This window comes from Tenacibaculum aquaeponti, from assembly GCF_052084715.1.
GTDB lineage: Bacteria > Bacteroidota > Bacteroidia > Flavobacteriales > Flavobacteriaceae > Polaribacter.
The window spans coordinates 3,630,877-3,650,248 of sequence record NZ_CP197288.1; the positions used below are offsets into that span (position 1 = coordinate 3,630,877).

Here is a 19,372-nt window from a genome sequence, read left to right on the forward strand (position 1 = left end):
TATTGGATATACTTTTGTGTTAAACAATAATTTTTGTAGCTAAAAGTGTATCAAAACATTTTGATATTATGTTAATTAATATGTTTTGAAATTGCTTTTTGATCAAAAAATGACCAAATTACTTATTAATATGAAAAAAAATATCTTTTCGTTTTTCTTGCTAACATTTATACTGATATCTACTTTCGGTCTAAATGCACAAAATGTAAATGGAGTTGTATCCGACAAATCCGGACCGCTTCCTGGGGTTAATATAATTGTCAAGGGAACCACTCGTGGAACTGAGACAGATTTTGATGGTAAATATTCGTTGAAAGATGTAAAACCTAATGATGTTTTAGTTTTCAGTTATTTAGGATACAAAACAATTGAAATTGCTGTAGATGGAAGAACTAATGTTAATGTGATTCTTGAAGAAGATACAAGTACATTAGAAGAAGTAGTTGTAGTAGGTTATGGAACTAAAAAGAAAAGTTTGGTAACTGGTGCTATTTCTAGTATAGATAGTAAAGAAATACAAAGTGTTTCTAATCAACGCGTAGATCAAGTTTTACAGGGGCGTGCATCAGGTGTAACGGTGTCTTCGTCTTCTGGTTCTCCAGGTTCACAGACTAAGATTCGTATTAGAGGTACAGGATCAAGTGGAAGTTCAAATCCATTATTTATTGTAGATGGAATGAAAGTGACTACAATTGACAATATTGCGCCATCTGATATTGCTAATATAGAGGTTTTAAAAGATGCGGCTTCTGCAGCTATTTATGGTACTGAAGGAGCTAATGGAGTAGTAATTGTAACTACCAAAAAGGGACGTGTTGGAGGTCCTCAGTTTTCTTTTAGTTCTCAGTTAGGTATGCAATACTTAAACACTAACATGGAATTAATGAACGCTGAGCAGTTCGTAACTTACATGAATGAAGGAGGAATAACAGCTGTAGTTGATAATGGTGTAGATACAGATTGGATTGATGAAACTTTTGATTCTGCATTTATGCAACGTTATGATTTTAGTATGTCAGGAGCGACAAAAAGTACTTCTTATTATTTTTCTGTTGGTCATACAGATCAAGATGGAATTGTAGGGGGAGATAACTCCAATTTTCAAAGAAATTCAATGCGTTTGAACATTAAAACAGATATAACAAATTGGTTAGAGTTTGGTGGAAATGCTAATGCTGCATTTATAAAGAGAAGAGGTATTTCTGAAAATAGTGATACTAGAGGTGTGATTCAAAATTTATTAATTATAGATCCTTTAACGCCTGTTACTTATGAGGTAGGAAGTGTTCCAGCAAGTGTAATACAAAGATCAAGAGATAATGGAGTACCAGTTTTAAGAGATAGTAACGGAAATGTCTATGGTTATCCAACTTATTCAACAGGAGAAGTTATTAATCCTGTAGCTTTTGCTAACTCAATTCAACAAAATTTAAGTAGTACAAGTCAATTTTTATCAACACTATATTTAAAGGCTAAAATAATTGAAGGGTTAAATTTTACAACAAGATATGGTGTTGAACAAAATTTATTTTTAAATAGTACCAATACAAATGCTTACTATGTAGCTTCTGAAGCGTCTAATACTCAGTATAATATTAGAGATTCTAAAGTTCGTTTTAGCAGATGGTTATGGGAGAATTTTGCATCTTATGAAAAATCATTTGATCAACATAATTTTAAAATTTTAGCAGGTTTTTCAGCAGAACAAAGTAGAAGGCCTACATTTACAACAAGATCATTATCTGCTCCAGTAAATTTATTTAGAGGTTTTAATCCTAATTCATCAGCATTTACATTTGATCCTAACTCACCTATTACTAGAACTTTTAGGGATAATTTAGTTTCAATGTATGGTCGCTTATCATATGATTTTAATGAGAAGTACTTATTTGAAGCTACAGTAAGAAGAGATAAGTCAGATAAATTTCCTTCAGCAAATAGAGCTGCGATATTTCCATCATTTTCTGCTGGATGGGTAATATCAAAAGAAGATTTTTGGTCTGATGATTTTAAGGTGAATTATTTTAAAGCCAGAGCTAGTTGGGGACAAAACGGAAACAAAGGTAATTTAGCAGGAAATTCAGATGTGATTGCAGTAACTAATGAAGATAATGGAGCTACATTAAGTTATTTAGGAAATGTAGGAGCTCAAATTACTGGTTTTGCAAATCCGAATTTAGTTTGGGAAACTTCAGAACAATTAGGTTTTGGTATTGATATAAGAGCTTTTGAAAGTAGATTAAATTTTTCTGCAGATTATTACCAGAAAACAACAAGAGATTTAATAGTGCTAGATGGTAGTTTGATCACTCCAGGTTCTGCTGGTTTTAATTCAAATTCATTTAATGCAGGTACAATAGTAAATAAAGGTTTTGAGTTCGAAATTGGGTATTCTGATACGACTTCAGGTGATTTTAGTTATCAAATTAATGCAAATATTTCAACTTTAGATAATGAAGTGACAGAAATTAAATTTTTACCAGACGGTACTTCTTTAGTTGGAGCAGGAGCACCACAAAATGATGATGGTGTTACAAGGTTTTCTGAAGGATTTCCAGCTTGGTATTTTTATGGATTCGAAACTAATGGTATAGATGCTACAACTGGAGAAGTTAATAAAGTAGATACTAATGGTGATGGGATTATTAATAATGCTGATAAAACTTTTATTGGCTCTCCGCATCCAGATATGTTATTCGGAGGTAATATAAGATTAGGTTATAAAGCATTCGATTTTAATTTACAGTTTCAAGGAACTATAGGGAATGATATTTTCGCAACATATCATCAACCTTCAAGACCAATAACAAATAAACCAGTTCAGTTTTTTGAGGGAAGATGGACTGGTCCTGGAGATACAAATGCTACTTTCCCTTCTGCAGCAAATGTTACATCTGCATATGACACAGATTTGGTTGTAGAAGATGGTTCTTTTATGAGAATTAAACAAATTCAATTAGGTTACACATTACCGGAAACTTTTGCAAATAAGTTGCATATGAATAGAGTAAGATTGTATGTGTCTTTGGATGATTTTTTCACTTTTACTGGGTATAATGGTTTAGATCCAGAAGTAGGTAACTTCAGTTTTAATGATACGGGGGTAGATAGAGGTTTTTATCCAACAGCGGCAAGAGCACTTTTTGGATTTTCAGTTAACTTTTAATCATTTTTAACAAAATAAAAATTAATTAAATGAAAAAAATAATTTTTGTATTAGCGTTTATTTGCTTAGGAATTATTGCATGTAGTGAGGATTTTACAAACAATCCTCCAGAGAATGTTCAAGATCTTGATACTTTCTTTTTAGAAGAAAGTAATGTTGAGCAAGCTGTTATTGGAATTTATGATCTAATGCAGTTTAATTATGCTAGAGATTGGCATAGTGCATTTTTAGTGAAATTATTACCAGGAGATGATGCAAATGCAGCCGGAGGAAATTCAGGTGATCAGCAACGATTACAAGATATTGATGATTATACAAATGTATCTACATCAAATTCTTCAATACAAAGTATTTGGGATTTGTATTATAGAACTATTGCATTATCTAACTTAGTTATTCAAAATTTAGATGGTAGTAGTTTAAGTAATAAAGATAGAGCAGCTGCTGAGGCTAAGTTTTTTAGAGCTTGGTGTTATTTTGAGCTAACCACAATGTTTGGTGATGTGCCATTACGTTTACAATTACCACAAGGTGCTGAAGATTTTGGTTTAGGTAAATCACCACGTTCTGAAATTTATGCGCAAATTAAAGCAGATTTAACAGATGCTATTCAGTTTTTACCATCAAAATCAGCAGTGTCAGATGTGTTTAGAGTTTCTAAAGGAGCGGCTGAAGCTTTAATGGGGAAAGTTTTAGTTTTTGAAGGAAATTATAATCAAGCTATTCCATTTTTTGAATCAGTAATAAACGATCCCTCTCATGATTTAGAAGCAACTCCAGCAGATGTTTGGTCTGTAGATAATGAATTCGGTCAAGAATCATTATTAGAATTAGGATATATTTCTACTACAGGAAGAGATTGGGGAAATATTGCTTGGGGAGGTAGAAACGAAAGTAATTTACATATCCAATTAATGGGGCCAAGAGGAGATGGGATTTTTGATGTGAATTCTATTGGTTTATTAAATGGTTGGGGATTCAATTTACCAACGAATAAATTAGCAATGGCATTTGATACTAGTGGTGATGTAGTGAGAAAAAGAGCAACTTTAATGACAGAAGCTGAGTTAATTGCAGCAGGTGGAGCAGTAGATGCTGGTTCAGCTACAGGAGGTGTAATTTGGGATTATGAAGGTGCTATACGTTTAAAGTACGCTACAAAATCTGAAGATACTAGTTCAGGAGGAGTTCGTGAATTAAATTATACTACAAATTTCCGTTTATTCCGTTACGCAGAGGTATTGTTATTAGCTGCTGAAGCATACAATCAAGCAGGAAATGACCCAGCTGCTAGAACTGAGTTAAATAAAATTAGACAAAGAGCTGGTTTAGCTGATATTGATCCTGCTACTTCTGGGAGTAGTTTATTTGATGCTATTGTGAATGAAAAATTCTTAGAATTAGCTCACGAAGGTCAACGTTTCTGGGATTTAGTAAGATGGGGAAGAGCAGCTACAGAATTAGCTGGTACTGGTTATACATCTAAAAACGATTTATTCCCAATTCCTCAAACTGAAATTGATAAGAATACTGGACTTACTGATGCAGATCAAAATCCAGGATACTAATTTTAATAAAATATCATAGCTGTAGATTGTATTTGAATTAATAATCTAAACTTAGTAAAGCAGTATGATTTTTCATGCTGCTTTATTAATTATTTATCTGTTATTTATGAGAAGTTTTCAGAGTTTTTTTCTTATTGCCCTTTTATTGGGATGCAAACCTCAAACTGAAAAAAAAATAAATTTTAAAATGTTTTCTAAGGTAGATTCTAAGGAGACAAATGTCAATTTTAGTAATGATTTAAAGGAAACAGAAAAATTTAATTACTTCACTTATACTTCTATTTATATGGGAGGGGGAATTTCTATTGGAGATATTAATAATGACGGATTATTAGATGTTTTCTTTACTGGAAATCAGGTTTCTAATAAGTTATATTTAAATAAAGGTGATTTAAAATTTGAAGATATTACTGATATTTCAGGGATTTCTGGAGATAATAGATGGTATACAGGAACTACAATGGTCGATATCAATAACGATGGTTATATGGATATTTATTGTTCTGTTTCAGGTATCGATGGTGATAAAAAAAATCAATTATTTGTCAATAATAAAGACAGTACATTCACTGAAAAAGCTGAAGAATATGGTTTAGCTGATACAGGAAATTCTGTGCAAGCTACTTTTTTCGATTATGATAATGATGGAGATTTAGATGCGTACATAGCTAATTATCCACGAGCACATCCTTCAACTTCAAATATGGTATACAAGCATCGTATGGAAAATATTAAACCTGAAGAATCAGATAGGTTGTATAGAAATGATGATGGAAAATTCACTGATATTTCTAAAGAAAGCGGAGTTCAAAACTATAGTTTTTCATTAGGAATTACAGCTTCAGATATTAATAATGATGGATGGACAGATTTATATGTTTCTAATGATTATAGTGTGCCAGATTTCTTGTACATCAACAATCAAGATGGAACTTTTAAAGAAGTAATTAAAGAAGCTACTTCACAAACAGCTTTTTATGGTATGGGAATCGATATTGCAGATATCAATAACGATGGTTTTATGGATGTTTTTCAAGCAGATATGGATTCTGATGACAATCGTCGTCAAAAAGCCAACATGTCTAGTATGAATCCAAGGTTGTTTTATGAAACAGTTTTATATGGTTTTCATTATCAGTATATGCACAATTGCTTACAGTTAAATTCTGGATATATTGAAAATGGAATTCCAAGATTTTCTAATGTTTCACGTTTAACCGGAACTTCTTCTACAGACTGGAGTTGGGCTCCATTATTTGCCGATTTTAATAACGATGGTTATAAAGATTTATATATCACAAATGGAACAAGAAGAGAAGTAAATAATAAAGATTTCTTTAATAGTATTGGTGATGAAAAATACGATAATCTTACCTTATTAGATAAAACAAAAAAAATACCAAGTGAGAAGATTGATAATTTTATGTTTCAAAATCATAACGGATTAGAATTTTCAAAAGTCAATCAAGAATGGGGAATTGAACATAAAGGTTTTTCAAATGGTGTAGCTTATGGAGATTTAGATAATGATGGAGATTTAGATTTAGTTGTGAATAATATTGATGAGGTTGCCACGATTTTTAAGAATAATGCTTCGGAAAAGAATAACTTCTTAAAAGTGAAACTTAAAGGAGATTATCAAAATTCTTTCGGAATAAACGCGAGAGTTCTCGTTTTTACTAAAAATCAAAAACAAGTTCAAGAGTTAACATTAACTAGAGGTTTTCAATCTTCAGTTGCTCCAGAATTATTATTCGGATTAGGAAATATTTCAAAAATAGATAGTGTAAAAGTTATTTGGGACACAAAAAATATTGAGGTTGTAAAAAATATAAAACCCAACCAAACATTATTTTTTAGTAAAGAAAAAGCTATAGCAAAAGTTAGTATAAATAAGGAAAGTGCAAACTTATTATTTACCACCAATCAAAAATTATCTGAAGAAATCAAACATTTTGAAAACGAACACGACGATTTTCAAACGCAAGTTTTGTTACCGCATAAAATGTCAACTTTAGGACCAGCTGTTGGAGTTGCAGATGTGAATAACGATGGTTTAGAAGATATTTATATTGGAGGTTCTTATGGAAAATCAGCAAAATTATTTATTCAAAACAAAGATGGTTTTCAAGAAGATAAAACCACAATTTTCAAAAAAGATGAATTATCAGAAGACACAGGAACTTTATTCTTTGATCCTGATAATGATGGGGATCAAGATTTATATGTAGTTAGCGGAGGTTACGAATTTTCTTCAGATTCTAAGAGATTTATAGATAGGTTATATATAAATGATGGAAATGGAAAATTCTTGAAATCGAAATCAATTCCAGAATTAAAAATTAGTGGATCTAAAGCGTATAAAATTGATTTTAATAAAGATGGAAAACAAGATGTTTTAGTTTTAGGAAGACAATTAGCAGGGAAATATCCAATGCCAACATCTTCTTTTATTCTCGAGAATACATCTACAAATACTTCAGTTCAATTTAATAATGTTACAGAAAACATCGCGCCTAGTTTTCAAGATTTAGGAATGGCAACTAGTGCTTTAGTTGTTGATTTTGATAATGATAGTTGGGACGATATTATCATTGTTGGCGAATGGATGCCAATAAAAGTATTTAAAAATAATAAAGGAAAGTTTGCGGATGTTTCCGAAAAATTAGGTTTATCAAAAGATACTACAGGTTGGTGGTGGAGTATCGCAAGTGGAGATTTTGATAACGACGGAGATTTAGATTTTGTATTAGGAAACAACGGATTAAACTATAAATATAAAGCTACTGAAGATGAAACTTTCGATATCTACATGAAAGATTTTGATAAAAATAGAAAGTCAGATATCGTATTAAGTTACTACAATAAAGGAAAGCAATACCCTGTAAGAGGAAGGCAATGTTCTTCTGAACAAGTTCCTGGGATTAAAAAGAAATTTAAAAATTATGATGAGTTTTCTAGAGCAACTTTAATTGATGTTTATGGGAAAAAGAATTTAGAAAACTCGTTGCATTACCAAGTAAAATCATTTGCCAGTATTTATCTAGAAAATAAGAATGGAAAATTCGAAATTAAAAAGCTTCCTGTAGAAGCACAGTTGTCGAGCATTAATCAAATTCTTGTAGATGATTATAATGGTGATGGTAATAAAGACATTTTAATCGCAGGAAATTTACACAATTCAGAAGTAGAAACACCTCGAAACGATGCAGGTTATGGATTGCTATTACATGGTGATGGAAACGGTAATTTAAATCCTGTTCCGGTTACAGAAAGCGGTTTCTTTACAAATGGGGATGTGAAAGATTTACAGCGAATACATATAGCAGGAGAAGAACACATAATTTCTATCAAAAACAACGATTACATTCAGTTTATAAAAGTTGAAAAATAAGATGAAGAAAATAATAGTCCTTTTGGTAATTTTAAACGCGATAGCGTGCAAAGAGAATGTAAAACAAGTTAAAGAACAAGCAGAATTAGAGTTTAAAATTGATGCAAAATTAGGAGAAGGAGCAATATGGAATCATATTTCTAAAGAATTGTATTGGATCGATATAGAAGGAAAGAAATTACATATTTATAATCCAAGTTCAAAGCAGAATTCTTCAATAGAAATGCCTTGTAGAATTGGTACTGTTGTCCCAAGTGAAGACAAAAATAAAGCTATTGTAGCTTTAGAAGACGGAATTTATGTTGTAAATACAAGAACTAAAGAATTATCGTTGTTGTCAGATGTTGAGTCAGATATTACGGAAAATCGTTTTAACGATGGAAAGTGTGATCCGAATGGAAATCTTTGGGTAGGTTCAATGCATTTAGCACAAAATAAACCAAATGCGAACCTGTATAAAATTAATGAAAAAGGAGAGAGTGATAAAATGCTAGATGGAATTACAATTTCTAATGGAATTGTTTGGTCAAAAGATAAATCTACTATGTATTATATCGACACACCTAAAGGAACAATTCGTGCCTTCGATTATGATAAAAAAACAAGTGAAATTTCTAATGAAAGAGTAGTGGTAACTGTCGATCCAAAAGATGGTTTTCCTGATGGAATGGCAATAGATGATCAAGACATGTTATGGGTTGGTATGTGGAATGGAAATGCTGTGGCAAAGTACAATCCAAAAACAGGAACCTTAGAGAAGAAAATTAAAGTACCAGCACACAACGTAACTTCATGTGCTTTTGGTGGCGATAATTTTGATGAATTATACATAACTACAGCTTCTGTAGATATGACTGATGATGAGAAAAAACAATTTCCTTTAGCAGGTTCGGTGTTCAAAATTAAACTAAAAGAAAAAGGAGTTAAAAGCAACTTTTTTAAGAAACCAAGTATTCAAATTGCTGAATTAAAATAAACAACTATTTAAATGAAAATAACCAAATTAATCATATATACACTTGCATTAGTGTTGGTTTCATGTAAAAATGAAGAAACAAAAAATACAAGTAATAACCCTGTTGAAGAGAAAGTTCAAGTTTTATTGGCTAAAATGACCATTGAAGAAAAAATCGGACAATTAAATTTAAGAGGAACATCGAGTAGAGTAAAAGGTTCGTTACCAGAAGAATTAAAACAAGCGGTGAGAGATGGTAAAGTAGGAGCTTTTTTAAATGTAATGAATACGGATTATGTAGATGAATTACAAAAAATTGCAACAGAGGAAAGTCCGAATCAAATTCCATTAATTTTTGCTAGAGATGTCATCCATGGTTTTAAAACAATTTTCCCAATTCCTTTAGGATTGGCAGCATCTTGGAATCCAGAAACTGTAGAGGCTTCTTCAAGAGTAGCTGCAGTAGAAGCTTCATCTTCAGGTATTCGATGGACATTCGCTCCAATGTTAGATATTGCTAGAGATAGTCGTTGGGGAAGAATCGCAGAATCTCCTGGTGAAGATCCGTATTTAGCATCAAAATTATCAACAGCATATATAAAAGGTTTTCAAGGAGAAGATTTAACAAGTTCTACAAGTATGATTGCTTGTGCAAAACATTTTATTGGTTACGGAGCAGCTATTGGTGGTCGAGATTACAACACAGCAATCCTTAATAAGGAGTTAATGCAAAATGTGTATTTGCCTCCTTTTAAAGCGGCTTTTGAAGCAGGAAGTCAAACGGTAATGACTTCGTTTAATGAAACTAACGGAATTCCAGCTTCTGGTGATAAAAAGTTATTGCAAGATATCTTAAGGGAACAATTGAAGTTTGATGGTTTTGTAGTTAGTGATTGGAATTCCGTAACTGAAATGATTCCTCATGGATTTGCTAAAGATGAAAAACATGCTGCTGAAATTGGAATTACAGCTGGTTTAAATATGGAAATGACTAGTAATTCCTATGAAAATCATATAAAAGATTTACTAAAAGAAGGAAAATTAAACGAAACTCAAATCAACAGTTTAGTAGCTGAGATTTTACGAGTAAAATTTAGAATGGGATTATTTGACAATCCGAATAGAGATAAAAATCATACTGGAAATTTATATGCTGAATCACATTTAGAATTGGCAAAAAAATCTGTAATTGAAAGTTCTGTTTTATTAAAAAATGAAGGAAATATTTTGCCTTTCAGAAAAGAAACTAAAATTGCCGTAATCGGACCATTAGCTGATAAACCACGAGAACAATTAGGAACTTGGACTTTCGATGGAGATAAAACCCATACAATAACTCCAATAGCAAGTTTTAAAAAAACAAATGTGAATTACAACTTCGTAGAAGGATTATCGTACAGTAGAGATTTGTCTGAAAAAGATTTTCAAAAAGCAATCGCCGCAGGAAAAAAATCAGATGTTATTGTTTTTATTGGTGGAGAAGAAGCAATTCTTTCTGGTGAAGCGCATAGTAGAGCGAATATAGATTTACCAGGAGCGCAAGAAAAATTAATTAAAGAATTGGCAAAAACAGGAAAACCAATTGTGTTGGTTATCATGGCAGGTAGACCAATTACATTAACAAATATTATTAACGATGTCGATGCTGTTTTAATGGCTTGGCATCCAGGAACTATGGGAGGACCTGCTATTCACGACATGCTGTTTGGTGTAAAAGAGCCTCAAGGGCGTTTACCAGTTACATGGCCGAAAGTAGCAGGTCAATTGCCATTGTATTATAATCATAAAAATACAGGAAGACCAGCAATTCCAAAAGAGTTTGTGCAAATGAACAATATTCCTGTAGGAGCTTGGCAAAGTTCTTTAGGTAATACTTCTCATTATTTAGATGCGGGTTACACGCCTCATTTTCCTTTTGGTTATGGTTTAAGTTACACTTCTTTTGAGTACAGTAATTTAAAATTATCAACGAATAAATTAACTGATACAAATGAAATAACTGTTGAGGTTACTGTAAAGAATACTGGTGAAAGAGACGGTGAAGAATTAGTACAGTTTTATGTGCAAGATGTTGTTGGAAGCATAACAAGACCTGTAAAAGAATTAAAAGGATTTAAAAGAGTAAGTTTAAAGCAAGGAGAAGAACAGAAAGTAAGTTTTTCTATTGGAGTGAAAGATTTAAAATATTACAACAGCGAACTTATTTACGGAGTAGAAAAAGGAGATTTTAATGTTTGGATCGGAAAAAACTCTGCAGAAGGATTAAAAGGTAGTTTCGTTTATGAGTAGTAAAATTATCATCTTAATGGGAGTAAGTGATAATGGAAAATCTACTTTAGTAATTGCTGTATTTTCTGGTGTATCAATAATGTCTCATGTTAACGATAGTGGATTTTGGCTCGTTGGAAAATATTTAGGATTAACAGAAAAACAAACGTTTAAAAGTTGGACGGTAATGACAACTATATTAGCTTTAACAAGTTTTACTATAATAACCATTTTATCATTACTCGTTTAAGCCATGATTACACTAAAAGATTTAGCCAAAGAATTAAATGTATCGATATCTACTGTTTCTAAAGCATTAAACAATAGTTACGAAATAAGTGAAGATACCATTGCTAAAGTTAAAGAATTAGCAAAAAAATATAATTACAAACCAAACAAAGCTGCGCTAAGTCTAAAGAAAAGTAAAACAAGAACCATTGGTGTTGTTTTACCAAATATTTTGAATCCATTTTTTGCAAGATCACTTCATAGTATAGAGCAAGAAGCTTCTAAACGCGATTACAGTGTTATTACCTGTATTTCAAATGAATCTATCGATAAAGAGAAAAAGAGTATCGAGCTTTTAACTGATGGAAGTGTAGATGGATTTTTAATTTCTGTAGCAGAAGAAACGCAAACTTCAGGTGAAGTAGAACATTTAGAAGAATTAATGTTATACAATCGATTACCTGTGGTAATGTTCGATCGTTTTATAAAATCTATCGATTGTGATAAAGTGATTATCGATGATTTAAAAGCTGTTTACGAAGCAACGAATTATTTAATTTCTGAAGGAAGAAAAAAGATTATACTCTTAGATTCTTTAACAGGATTAAATGTTGGAAAGTTAAGAGTAGATGGTTATAAAAAAGCAATTGAAGAATCTAATTCATATAAAAACTCACCAATAATTCTTGAAGTTACTAACGACGCTAATGTCGATGATAGTATTGAAAAAATCATGGCAGCAAATAAAGATATTGATGCAATAATTGCAATTGATAATGTGTTAGGTGTAGTTGCATTAAATATTGCTAGGAAATTCAACATTTCAATGCCTTCAGAACTTTCTATCATAGGTTTTTCAGGAAAGAATGTAGTGGTTTTTACCAATCCAAAATTAACAACGATAAGCCAACATACCGAAGAAATCGGAAAAAGAGCTTTACAGTTATTAATAGACAGAATAGAGAAAAAAGACGTGTCAGAAAACAAAACTTTAGTTATCGATACCAGTTTAATACATAGAGAAACAACCAAATACAAATAAAGTATATGTCAGAATTAAGTAAACTATCATTAAAAGAAAAAATAGGCTATGCCTTAGGAGATACAGCAGCTAATATTGCATGGAGGACAATGGGACCTTTCTTACCAATTTTTTATACCGATGTTTTCGGATTAGGAACGGCAGCTGTAGCAACATTGTTATTGGTAGTTCGCTTAGGAGACGGAGCAACAGATTTAATCATGGGAAATATTGCTGATAGAACCCGAACAAAATGGGGGAAATTCAGGCCATGGTTACTTTGGACAGCTTTGCCGTTAGGTGTAGCTTTAGTATTACGATTTACAACTCCCGATTTAAGTTTAGGAGGAAAAATTTTCTGGGCATATGCAACGTCTATATTTTATATTCTCGCGTATACGGCGAATAATGTTCCATATTCTGCTTTGATGGGAGTAATGACGACGAGTCAGAAAGAAAGAACAGTGTTATCTTCTTTTCGCTTTTTTGGAGCCTATTTAGGAGGTATAATTGCTACTATTGGTGTAATTACTTTAGTTGACTTTTTAGGAAATGGAGATAAAAATTCAGGCTATCAATACACTATGTATGTGTTGGCATTTGTTTTAGTGTGTTTTTCTTTGATCACTTTTTATACTACAAGAGAGCGTGTGAAATCTGTTGAAACAGGCGATTTATCAAAAGATTATAAAGATTTAGCAAATAATAAACCGTGGTTAATTTTATTATTTATTGGTTTTGTATTTGTTACATACAACATTATTAAGCAAAGTTCAATAATGTTCTATTTTACACATTATGTGAATGATGAAAATAATTTCTTCGGAAGTTTAACGAGTTGGGGTGGTAAAAACGGATTAGCAGGTTTGTATTTATTATCACTGTTAGTTATTTCTATGATTTCTACATTTTTTGCTCCAACTTTAACTAAGTTTTTTGGGAAAGTAAAATTATTCATTTTTAGTATTTTATTTTCTGCAGCTTCTGTTGCTGCAATGTATTGGTTAGAAGCAAATCAAATAGGTTCCATTTTTACTTTAGGAATTATCTCAGAATTCGGAGCAGGTTTAATGCCCATTTTATTCTTTGCAATGTTAGGTGACGCTGCTGATTATTCAGAGTTGAAAAACGGAAGAAGAGCTACAGGGTTAATTTTTTCTGCAGGAACTTTTGCTATGAAATTCGGTGGAGGTGTAGCAGGAGCTATCACTTTAGCAGTTCTGAATTTATATAACTACGACGGACAAGCAGCTGTCAAAACAGCAGAAATGTTACAAGGAATTAAACTAAATATGAGTATTGTTCCAGCGGTATTTGTGTTGTTAGGTGTTGTGGCATTATTAGCTTATCCATTAACTCAAAAAAGAATGAAAGAGATCGAAGAAGAGTTAAAAATCCAAAGAACAGCAGAAAGTAATTAACCAGTTTTTAAATGTATTCTTTAAAAGAAGAAATGATTGCTGTACTTTCAGAAGTCATGAGTTTTTGGTCTGCAAAAACTCATGATTTTAATCATGGAGGTTTTTATGGTAAACTTGATTTTTATGGTAATCCTATAGCAAATAGTGATAAAGGAATTATTTTAAATGCTCGATTGTTATGGTCTTTTGCAAAAGTGGCAAATCATTTAAAAACTGAACAGTTTTCTATATGTATAGAGAGAAGTTATTTATACATACAAAATCATTTTTTAGATATAATTCATCAGGGATATTTTTGGAATGTTGATTATAAGGGGAGGTCTATAAAGAGAAATAAAAAAGCGATAGCTCAGGCTTATACTTTATTGGCATTTACAGAGTATTATTTGTATTCTGAAAATGAGTTTGTAAAGAATGAATGTGTTGAATTATTTATGTTTATTGAAGATAATTTTTATGAAGAAAAATGTAATTTTTATTTAAGCGAAATAACATGTGATTTAAAAATAAATAGAGAGATAATAAATTTAGGAACTCATTTGCATCTTTTGGAAGCATATACTAATCTTTATAGATTTTATAAAACAGATCAACTTAAAGATCGAATTCAGAATTTATTTGAAATTTTAATGAATAAATTTCTACATCAAAATGAGTTTTGTGAGCTAGATTTTGATAAGAACTGGAAATCAAAAACTGAAAATATTTCAATTGGACATAACGCTGAAGTTCCTTCTATGTTGTTAGATTTTTCAAAGTTGGTTGATGAACATAAACTTCAAGAAAAGTTAGTTACTAAACTTGAAAATTATTGTCAACTTTCAATGGAGTTAATTGACGAAGTAGGAGGTATATATATGTTTCAAAATGTAAAAAATAAAAATTTCATTAAAGAGTTTCAATGGTGGATGCAAATTGAAACTATTATTGCTTTTCAAAAGCTTTATGAGTTTACGAAAAATGAAAAATATCTAACATATCTAAATAAGTTATTTAATTTTACCAAGAAATATTTTATTGATAACGAAAATGGTGAGTGGCATGAAAAGTTATCTGTAGATAGAAAACCAATAATTGTACCTAAAGTTACCATGTGGAAATCACCATATCATATCGTTAGAATGTGTACTTCATTTATTTAAAATTATGAAAAACCTTAGTGTGATTTTAGTTCTATTGTCTTTGGTTTCTTGTAAAAAATTTAGAAATCAAATTATTATAGAAGACGATTTTGAAACTTATGCAGTTGGTCAAACTATTTTTTTTCCTTGGGAAACATCAGGAAATGGTACAATAGAAATAGATTCTTTAAAACATGTTTCAGGAAATAAATCTTTAAAGTTTGTTTCTGGAGAAGGATATGATAATCGTGCATTTTTATCTTTTTCAAGTGAAAAATTAATAAAGCAATATGAGTATTATGGAAGTTTAAAAATGTTTGTTGAAGAAGCTTCGCCAGATGGAATTCATTGGACAATGATTCAAACGAGTGGTAAAACAGCTCAAGGTTTTTATGCTGAGGTTCGTTACGGTGGACAACATCACAAATGTTTAATGGCAAATTACGATACAAACCCAATAAAGTCAGATTGTTGGGATCATACTAAAGTGAAAATTCCAGAAAATGAATGGTTTGTTGTAAACTGGTATGTAAATAGAAAAACTAACAATATGCGATTGTGGATTAATGAAGAATTAGTTCACGATTTAAAAGAGCATCAATCTTTTGATAAAGGTTGTTTAGAAAATGGAAATAATGGAGAATGGAGTTTTCCTGTCTTTGAAAAAGTTACGTTAGGCTGGGTAGATTATCAAAAAGGAGGAGGTAATCGAAAAGTTTGGATAGATGATGTAATTTTGTCGAAAGAAAAATTATGAGAGTAGCTTTAATCTTAGTAGCTTGTATCTTATTTTCTTGTGGTGAAAAGAAACAAGAAGATAAAATGATTGAAAAAGTTATTACAACTAAAGAAGAGGTAAATCAACCTAAAGAAAAACTTCTTGAGAAAGAACAGCGTTTAGAAAAAGAACGAAAAGAACTTCGTCAAAAGTTGTTAGCTTCTAAACCAGACGAAAATCTTAAAAATAGTCTGTTGGCTGAATTGTATTTAAGAAATTTAATTCATAGAAATGAAGAATCTTTAGAGTTCAATTTAGTGTTCGATTTGCACGGTTTTGACTGTGGAGCTCCAGATTGTTATAGAACAACAATAAAGTTTAATATTCCTTATGTAAACCCTATTTCATTTCCGAAAACAATACTTTTTAGTTTTACAGAAGAAGGTTGTGGAATAGATAAAGAAATTTTAAGAACAGGAACCTTCCAACTTCAAGAGGAATCGGAAATAGGAGTGAATTATTATTCAAAATCTGAGCAAAGTAATCTTGTTATTCAGAAAGAAGGTACCCAAACAAATCTGTATTATTTCCCAAATACCACAGAAGGAAAAGTTCAATTAAAAAGTTTAAATCAATTTATTGAAAGTATAGATGAAACAAATAAAGAAAATAATGCACCATACACTTCAGGTATTATGAATATTCACGATTACTCAGTATTTCTCCAAAACAATTAATTAGTTCTTTTGTAATAAAGACACTGCTTTATTAATATTTTCCGTAGGTAATTTGCAAGTCTTGTTTTCACAAACATAAATCAAAGTCTTTTCATTATTATATTTCCCTTTTAATAGTGGTAAGTCACTATTTTCCATACTTCCAATTATTAAATGATTTGGAATGTAATTTAGATGTAGTTCTTTTAATGTATTCAAAGCATTTTTACCCGAAATGGCTGTTTCATAAAAAGGATAACTTAAGTTCAAATAAGAATCTAACCAGTTAGAATAAATATGCGGATACTTTTCTATTTTAGGTAACATTTTTTGTAGCATTTTTTCGCTTAATTTTAAATATTCATTATTCCCAAAATAATGCCCAAGCTTGAAAAGATTTTTACAAGCTACAGAATTTGAAGAAGGAATTACAATATCTTCAATCTCAAAGTTATTAGAAATTAATTGATCACTATTTTTAGCAGTGTAGTTAAAGAAATCATTTTCTGTATTAAAGAAATTTGTAAAAGTAGTCTCAGTAATTTTTTTTGCTTCCTGAAGCCATTTTTCATCTAAAGAAATTTCATAAAGAGAAATAAAACTCTGGGTCAATAAAACATAATCTTCTAAATATCCTTTAATATTTTTATCGGTAGTTGTAACGCTTCTTGTAATTTCTCCGGTATTAGAGATTGCTTTCTTTTTAATGGTTTCTGAACATTCTATCGCTTTCTTTTTAAATTTATGATCACCAAAAACTTTATATGCATCTACAAATGATTGTAACAATAAAGCATTCCAAGACGTTAAAATCTTTTGATCTGTAGTTGGTTTAATTCTTTTATTTCTAGCGTTTAATAAGGTAGAGGTCCATGAGTTGATTTTTAGTTGTAAATCCTCTACAGATAATTGATGTTTTTTACTGAAAGCGTCATCATTATATACTTTTATTAACGTATGTTTTCCTTCAACAGTTTCAACGCTATCAATTCCAAAATAAGATTCGAAAAGATTAAAATCAGTGGTGATTAATTGCTGTAAATCTTCTTTTTTCCAGGTATAATAAGCACCTTCTTCTAACTCACCATTTTCATTCTGGCTATCTGCATTTAAAGACGAAAAATATAATCCGTCGTTATAAAGTTCTTGATCTATAAAATCTAAGGTTTTATAAACAACTGCTTTATATTTCGGGTTTCTAGTGAGTTGATAAGCATAAGAAAAAAGAGAAATTAATTGTGCATTATCATAAAGCATTTTCTCAAAATGAGGAATATGCCATTTATTATCTACAGTGTATCTTGCAAAGCCTCCAGCTAAATGATCATTTAATCCACCATTAGCCATTTTGTTCAAAGTTTTGTAAATAAATTTTTCTAGTTTTTTATCTTCTTTTTGATAGGCATACCTTAATAAGAATTGATAATTATTAGCTCTCGGAAATTGGTTTTTTCCAATTAAACCCCCATTAATAGAATCTATTTTTTTTTTCCAATTAGATATAAAATTATCAAGTTTATCTCTAGAGAACTCCTGATTTAAATTTGTGTTATTAAATTCTTGTAGTGATTTTAAATCGTCTGTTAATTGATTAGCAAAACCTTTTGCTCGTCCAGGATTTTCTTCATAAAGTCGTTGTATCTCTTTTAAAGAAGTTAGCCAGTTTTCTTTGTTAAAGTATGTTCCTCCCCAAATTGGTTTTCCATCAGGTAAAATAACACAGTTTAAAGGCCAACCACCATTTCCTGTCATTATTTGAACAGCTGTTAAATAAGTTTTGTCAACATTAGGATGTTCTTCTCTATCGATCTTAATATTAATGAAATTTTTATTCATAAAATCTGCAACTTCTTTGTCTTGAAAAGTTTCTTTTTCCATAACGTGACACCAATGACAAGAAGAATAACCAATAGACAATAGCACTAATTTGTTTTGTTTTTTTGCTAAGTTCAAATACTTTTTATCCCAAGGAAACCAATTTACAGGATTATGCGCATGTTGTAATAAATAGGGACTAGATTCGTTAATTAAAGAGTTAGTGTATTGGTGTATATCTGATTTTTCTTTTTGTTTACAATTATTTGTGAAAAAAAGGAAGAGAATTAAAAAGAAAATATAAGTAGTAATTGTTGTTGTTTTGTTCATGTTTTATGTTGTAAACATATGTTAATGCAGAAAACTACTCGTCTATACTTTTCTACATTTTATCGTTTAAAATAAAAGATTAAACTAAAGAAATGATATTACGAATAGTATTATATTAAATTGCAGTTTAAGCTACCTAAAAATATAAAAAAAATGCAAAGAAAATTAACAATATTGTTAATTGAGGATGACCAAATAGAAGTAATGAAATTCAATCGGATTTTATCTAAAATAGAATCAAAGCATCGTGTTATAGAAGCAAATAATGGAGAAGAAGCTTTGAAAAAATTAGAAGATAAAGACAATTTACCAAATATTATACTTCTTGATTTAAATATGCCTAAAATAAATGGTATAGAATTTTTAAAGATTCTTAAAAACGATGACATTTTAAAATATATACCTACTATCATATTAACAACATCAACAAATCAAAAAGATATGTTAGAATGTTATAAAATAGGTATTGCAGGCTACATGGTTAAACCACTTAAATATGAAGATTATCAAAATAAACTAATAAAAGTATTATCTTACTGGAGTGCTAATGAGTTAATTTCAGTATAAATATTTAATAGTCTTTTTTGTTAGCATATCTTTATCAAACTTATCCTGTGAAAAATTACGGGATGTGTTATTTTTAAACTATAT

13 protein-coding genes are annotated in these 19,372 nt (G+C 30.5%); 12 read left to right on the plus strand and 1 reads right to left on the minus strand.

The genetic code is table 11. The features are described 5' to 3' along the window. The first annotated feature begins 130 nt into the window (after window positions 1-130). The 11 genes from ACSIGC_RS16590 (at window position 131) to ACSIGC_RS16640 (ending at window position 16,597) form a co-directional block, all read left to right on the plus strand. A complete protein-coding gene (locus ACSIGC_RS16590) occupies window positions 131-3,166 on the plus strand; it encodes a SusC/RagA family TonB-linked outer membrane protein (protein ID WP_442265890.1) in 3,036 nt (1,011 codons plus the stop codon). Between the two features lie 29 nt (window positions 3,167-3,195). Beyond that, complete coding sequence (locus ACSIGC_RS16595) at window positions 3,196-4,734, plus strand: RagB/SusD family nutrient uptake outer membrane protein (RefSeq protein WP_442265891.1); 1,539 nt, start codon at window positions 3,196-3,198, stop codon at window positions 4,732-4,734. 187 nt (window positions 4,735-4,921) lie between these two features. Next, on the plus strand, window positions 4,922-8,128 hold the full coding sequence (locus tag ACSIGC_RS16600) for a VCBS repeat-containing protein (protein WP_442265892.1): 3,207 nt from the start codon (window positions 4,922-4,924) through the stop codon (window positions 8,126-8,128). 1 nt (window position 8,129) lies between these two features. Next, window positions 8,130-9,104, plus strand: coding sequence for an SMP-30/gluconolactonase/LRE family protein (locus ACSIGC_RS16605; RefSeq protein WP_442265893.1), 975 nt, complete (start codon window positions 8,130-8,132; stop codon window positions 9,102-9,104). Window positions 9,105-9,116: 12 nt separating this feature from the next. Then, a complete protein-coding gene (locus tag ACSIGC_RS16610; RefSeq protein ID WP_442265894.1) occupies window positions 9,117-11,372 on the plus strand; it encodes a glycoside hydrolase family 3 N-terminal domain-containing protein in 2,256 nt (751 codons plus the stop codon). Further along, complete coding sequence (locus ACSIGC_RS16615; protein ID WP_442265895.1) at window positions 11,365-11,601, plus strand: GntT/GntP/DsdX family permease; 237 nt, start codon at window positions 11,365-11,367, stop codon at window positions 11,599-11,601. The genes ACSIGC_RS16610 and ACSIGC_RS16615 overlap by 8 nt, the downstream gene beginning before the upstream one ends. Window positions 11,602-11,604: 3 nt before the next feature. Continuing rightward, window positions 11,605-12,621, plus strand: a complete 1,017-nt coding sequence (locus tag ACSIGC_RS16620) for a LacI family DNA-binding transcriptional regulator (protein ID WP_442265896.1) — start codon at window positions 11,605-11,607, stop codon at window positions 12,619-12,621. 5 nt (window positions 12,622-12,626) lie between these two features. Beyond that, window positions 12,627-14,021: an MFS transporter gene (locus ACSIGC_RS16625; protein ID WP_442265897.1), complete on the plus strand. Its 1,395-nt coding sequence runs from the start codon at window positions 12,627-12,629 to the stop codon at window positions 14,019-14,021. A gap of 11 nt (window positions 14,022-14,032) precedes the next feature. Further along, complete coding sequence (locus ACSIGC_RS16630; RefSeq protein WP_442265898.1) at window positions 14,033-15,163, plus strand: AGE family epimerase/isomerase; 1,131 nt, start codon at window positions 14,033-14,035, stop codon at window positions 15,161-15,163. A 4-nt stretch (window positions 15,164-15,167) separates the two neighbouring features. Beyond that, window positions 15,168-15,899 (plus strand): hypothetical protein, encoded by a 732-nt coding sequence (locus ACSIGC_RS16635; protein ID WP_442265899.1) that lies wholly within the window; start codon window positions 15,168-15,170, stop codon window positions 15,897-15,899. After that, a complete protein-coding gene (locus ACSIGC_RS16640) occupies window positions 15,896-16,597 on the plus strand; it encodes a hypothetical protein (protein WP_442265900.1) in 702 nt (233 codons plus the stop codon). The genes ACSIGC_RS16635 and ACSIGC_RS16640 overlap by 4 nt, the downstream gene beginning before the upstream one ends. Here ACSIGC_RS16640 and ACSIGC_RS16645 read toward each other — a convergent pair whose 3' ends face one another. Further along, on the minus strand, window positions 16,598-18,721 hold the full coding sequence (locus ACSIGC_RS16645) for a thioredoxin domain-containing protein (RefSeq protein WP_442265901.1): 2,124 nt from the start codon (window positions 18,719-18,721) through the stop codon (window positions 16,598-16,600). A gap of 153 nt (window positions 18,722-18,874) precedes the next feature. Here ACSIGC_RS16645 and ACSIGC_RS16650 point away from each other — a divergent pair, with 153 nt between their 5' ends. Continuing rightward, window positions 18,875-19,288 carry a response regulator gene (locus ACSIGC_RS16650; protein WP_442265902.1) on the plus strand — a complete coding sequence of 138 codons (414 nt, stop codon included), beginning with the start codon at window positions 18,875-18,877 and terminating at the stop codon, window positions 19,286-19,288. Window positions 19,289-19,372: the final 84 nt, after the last annotated feature.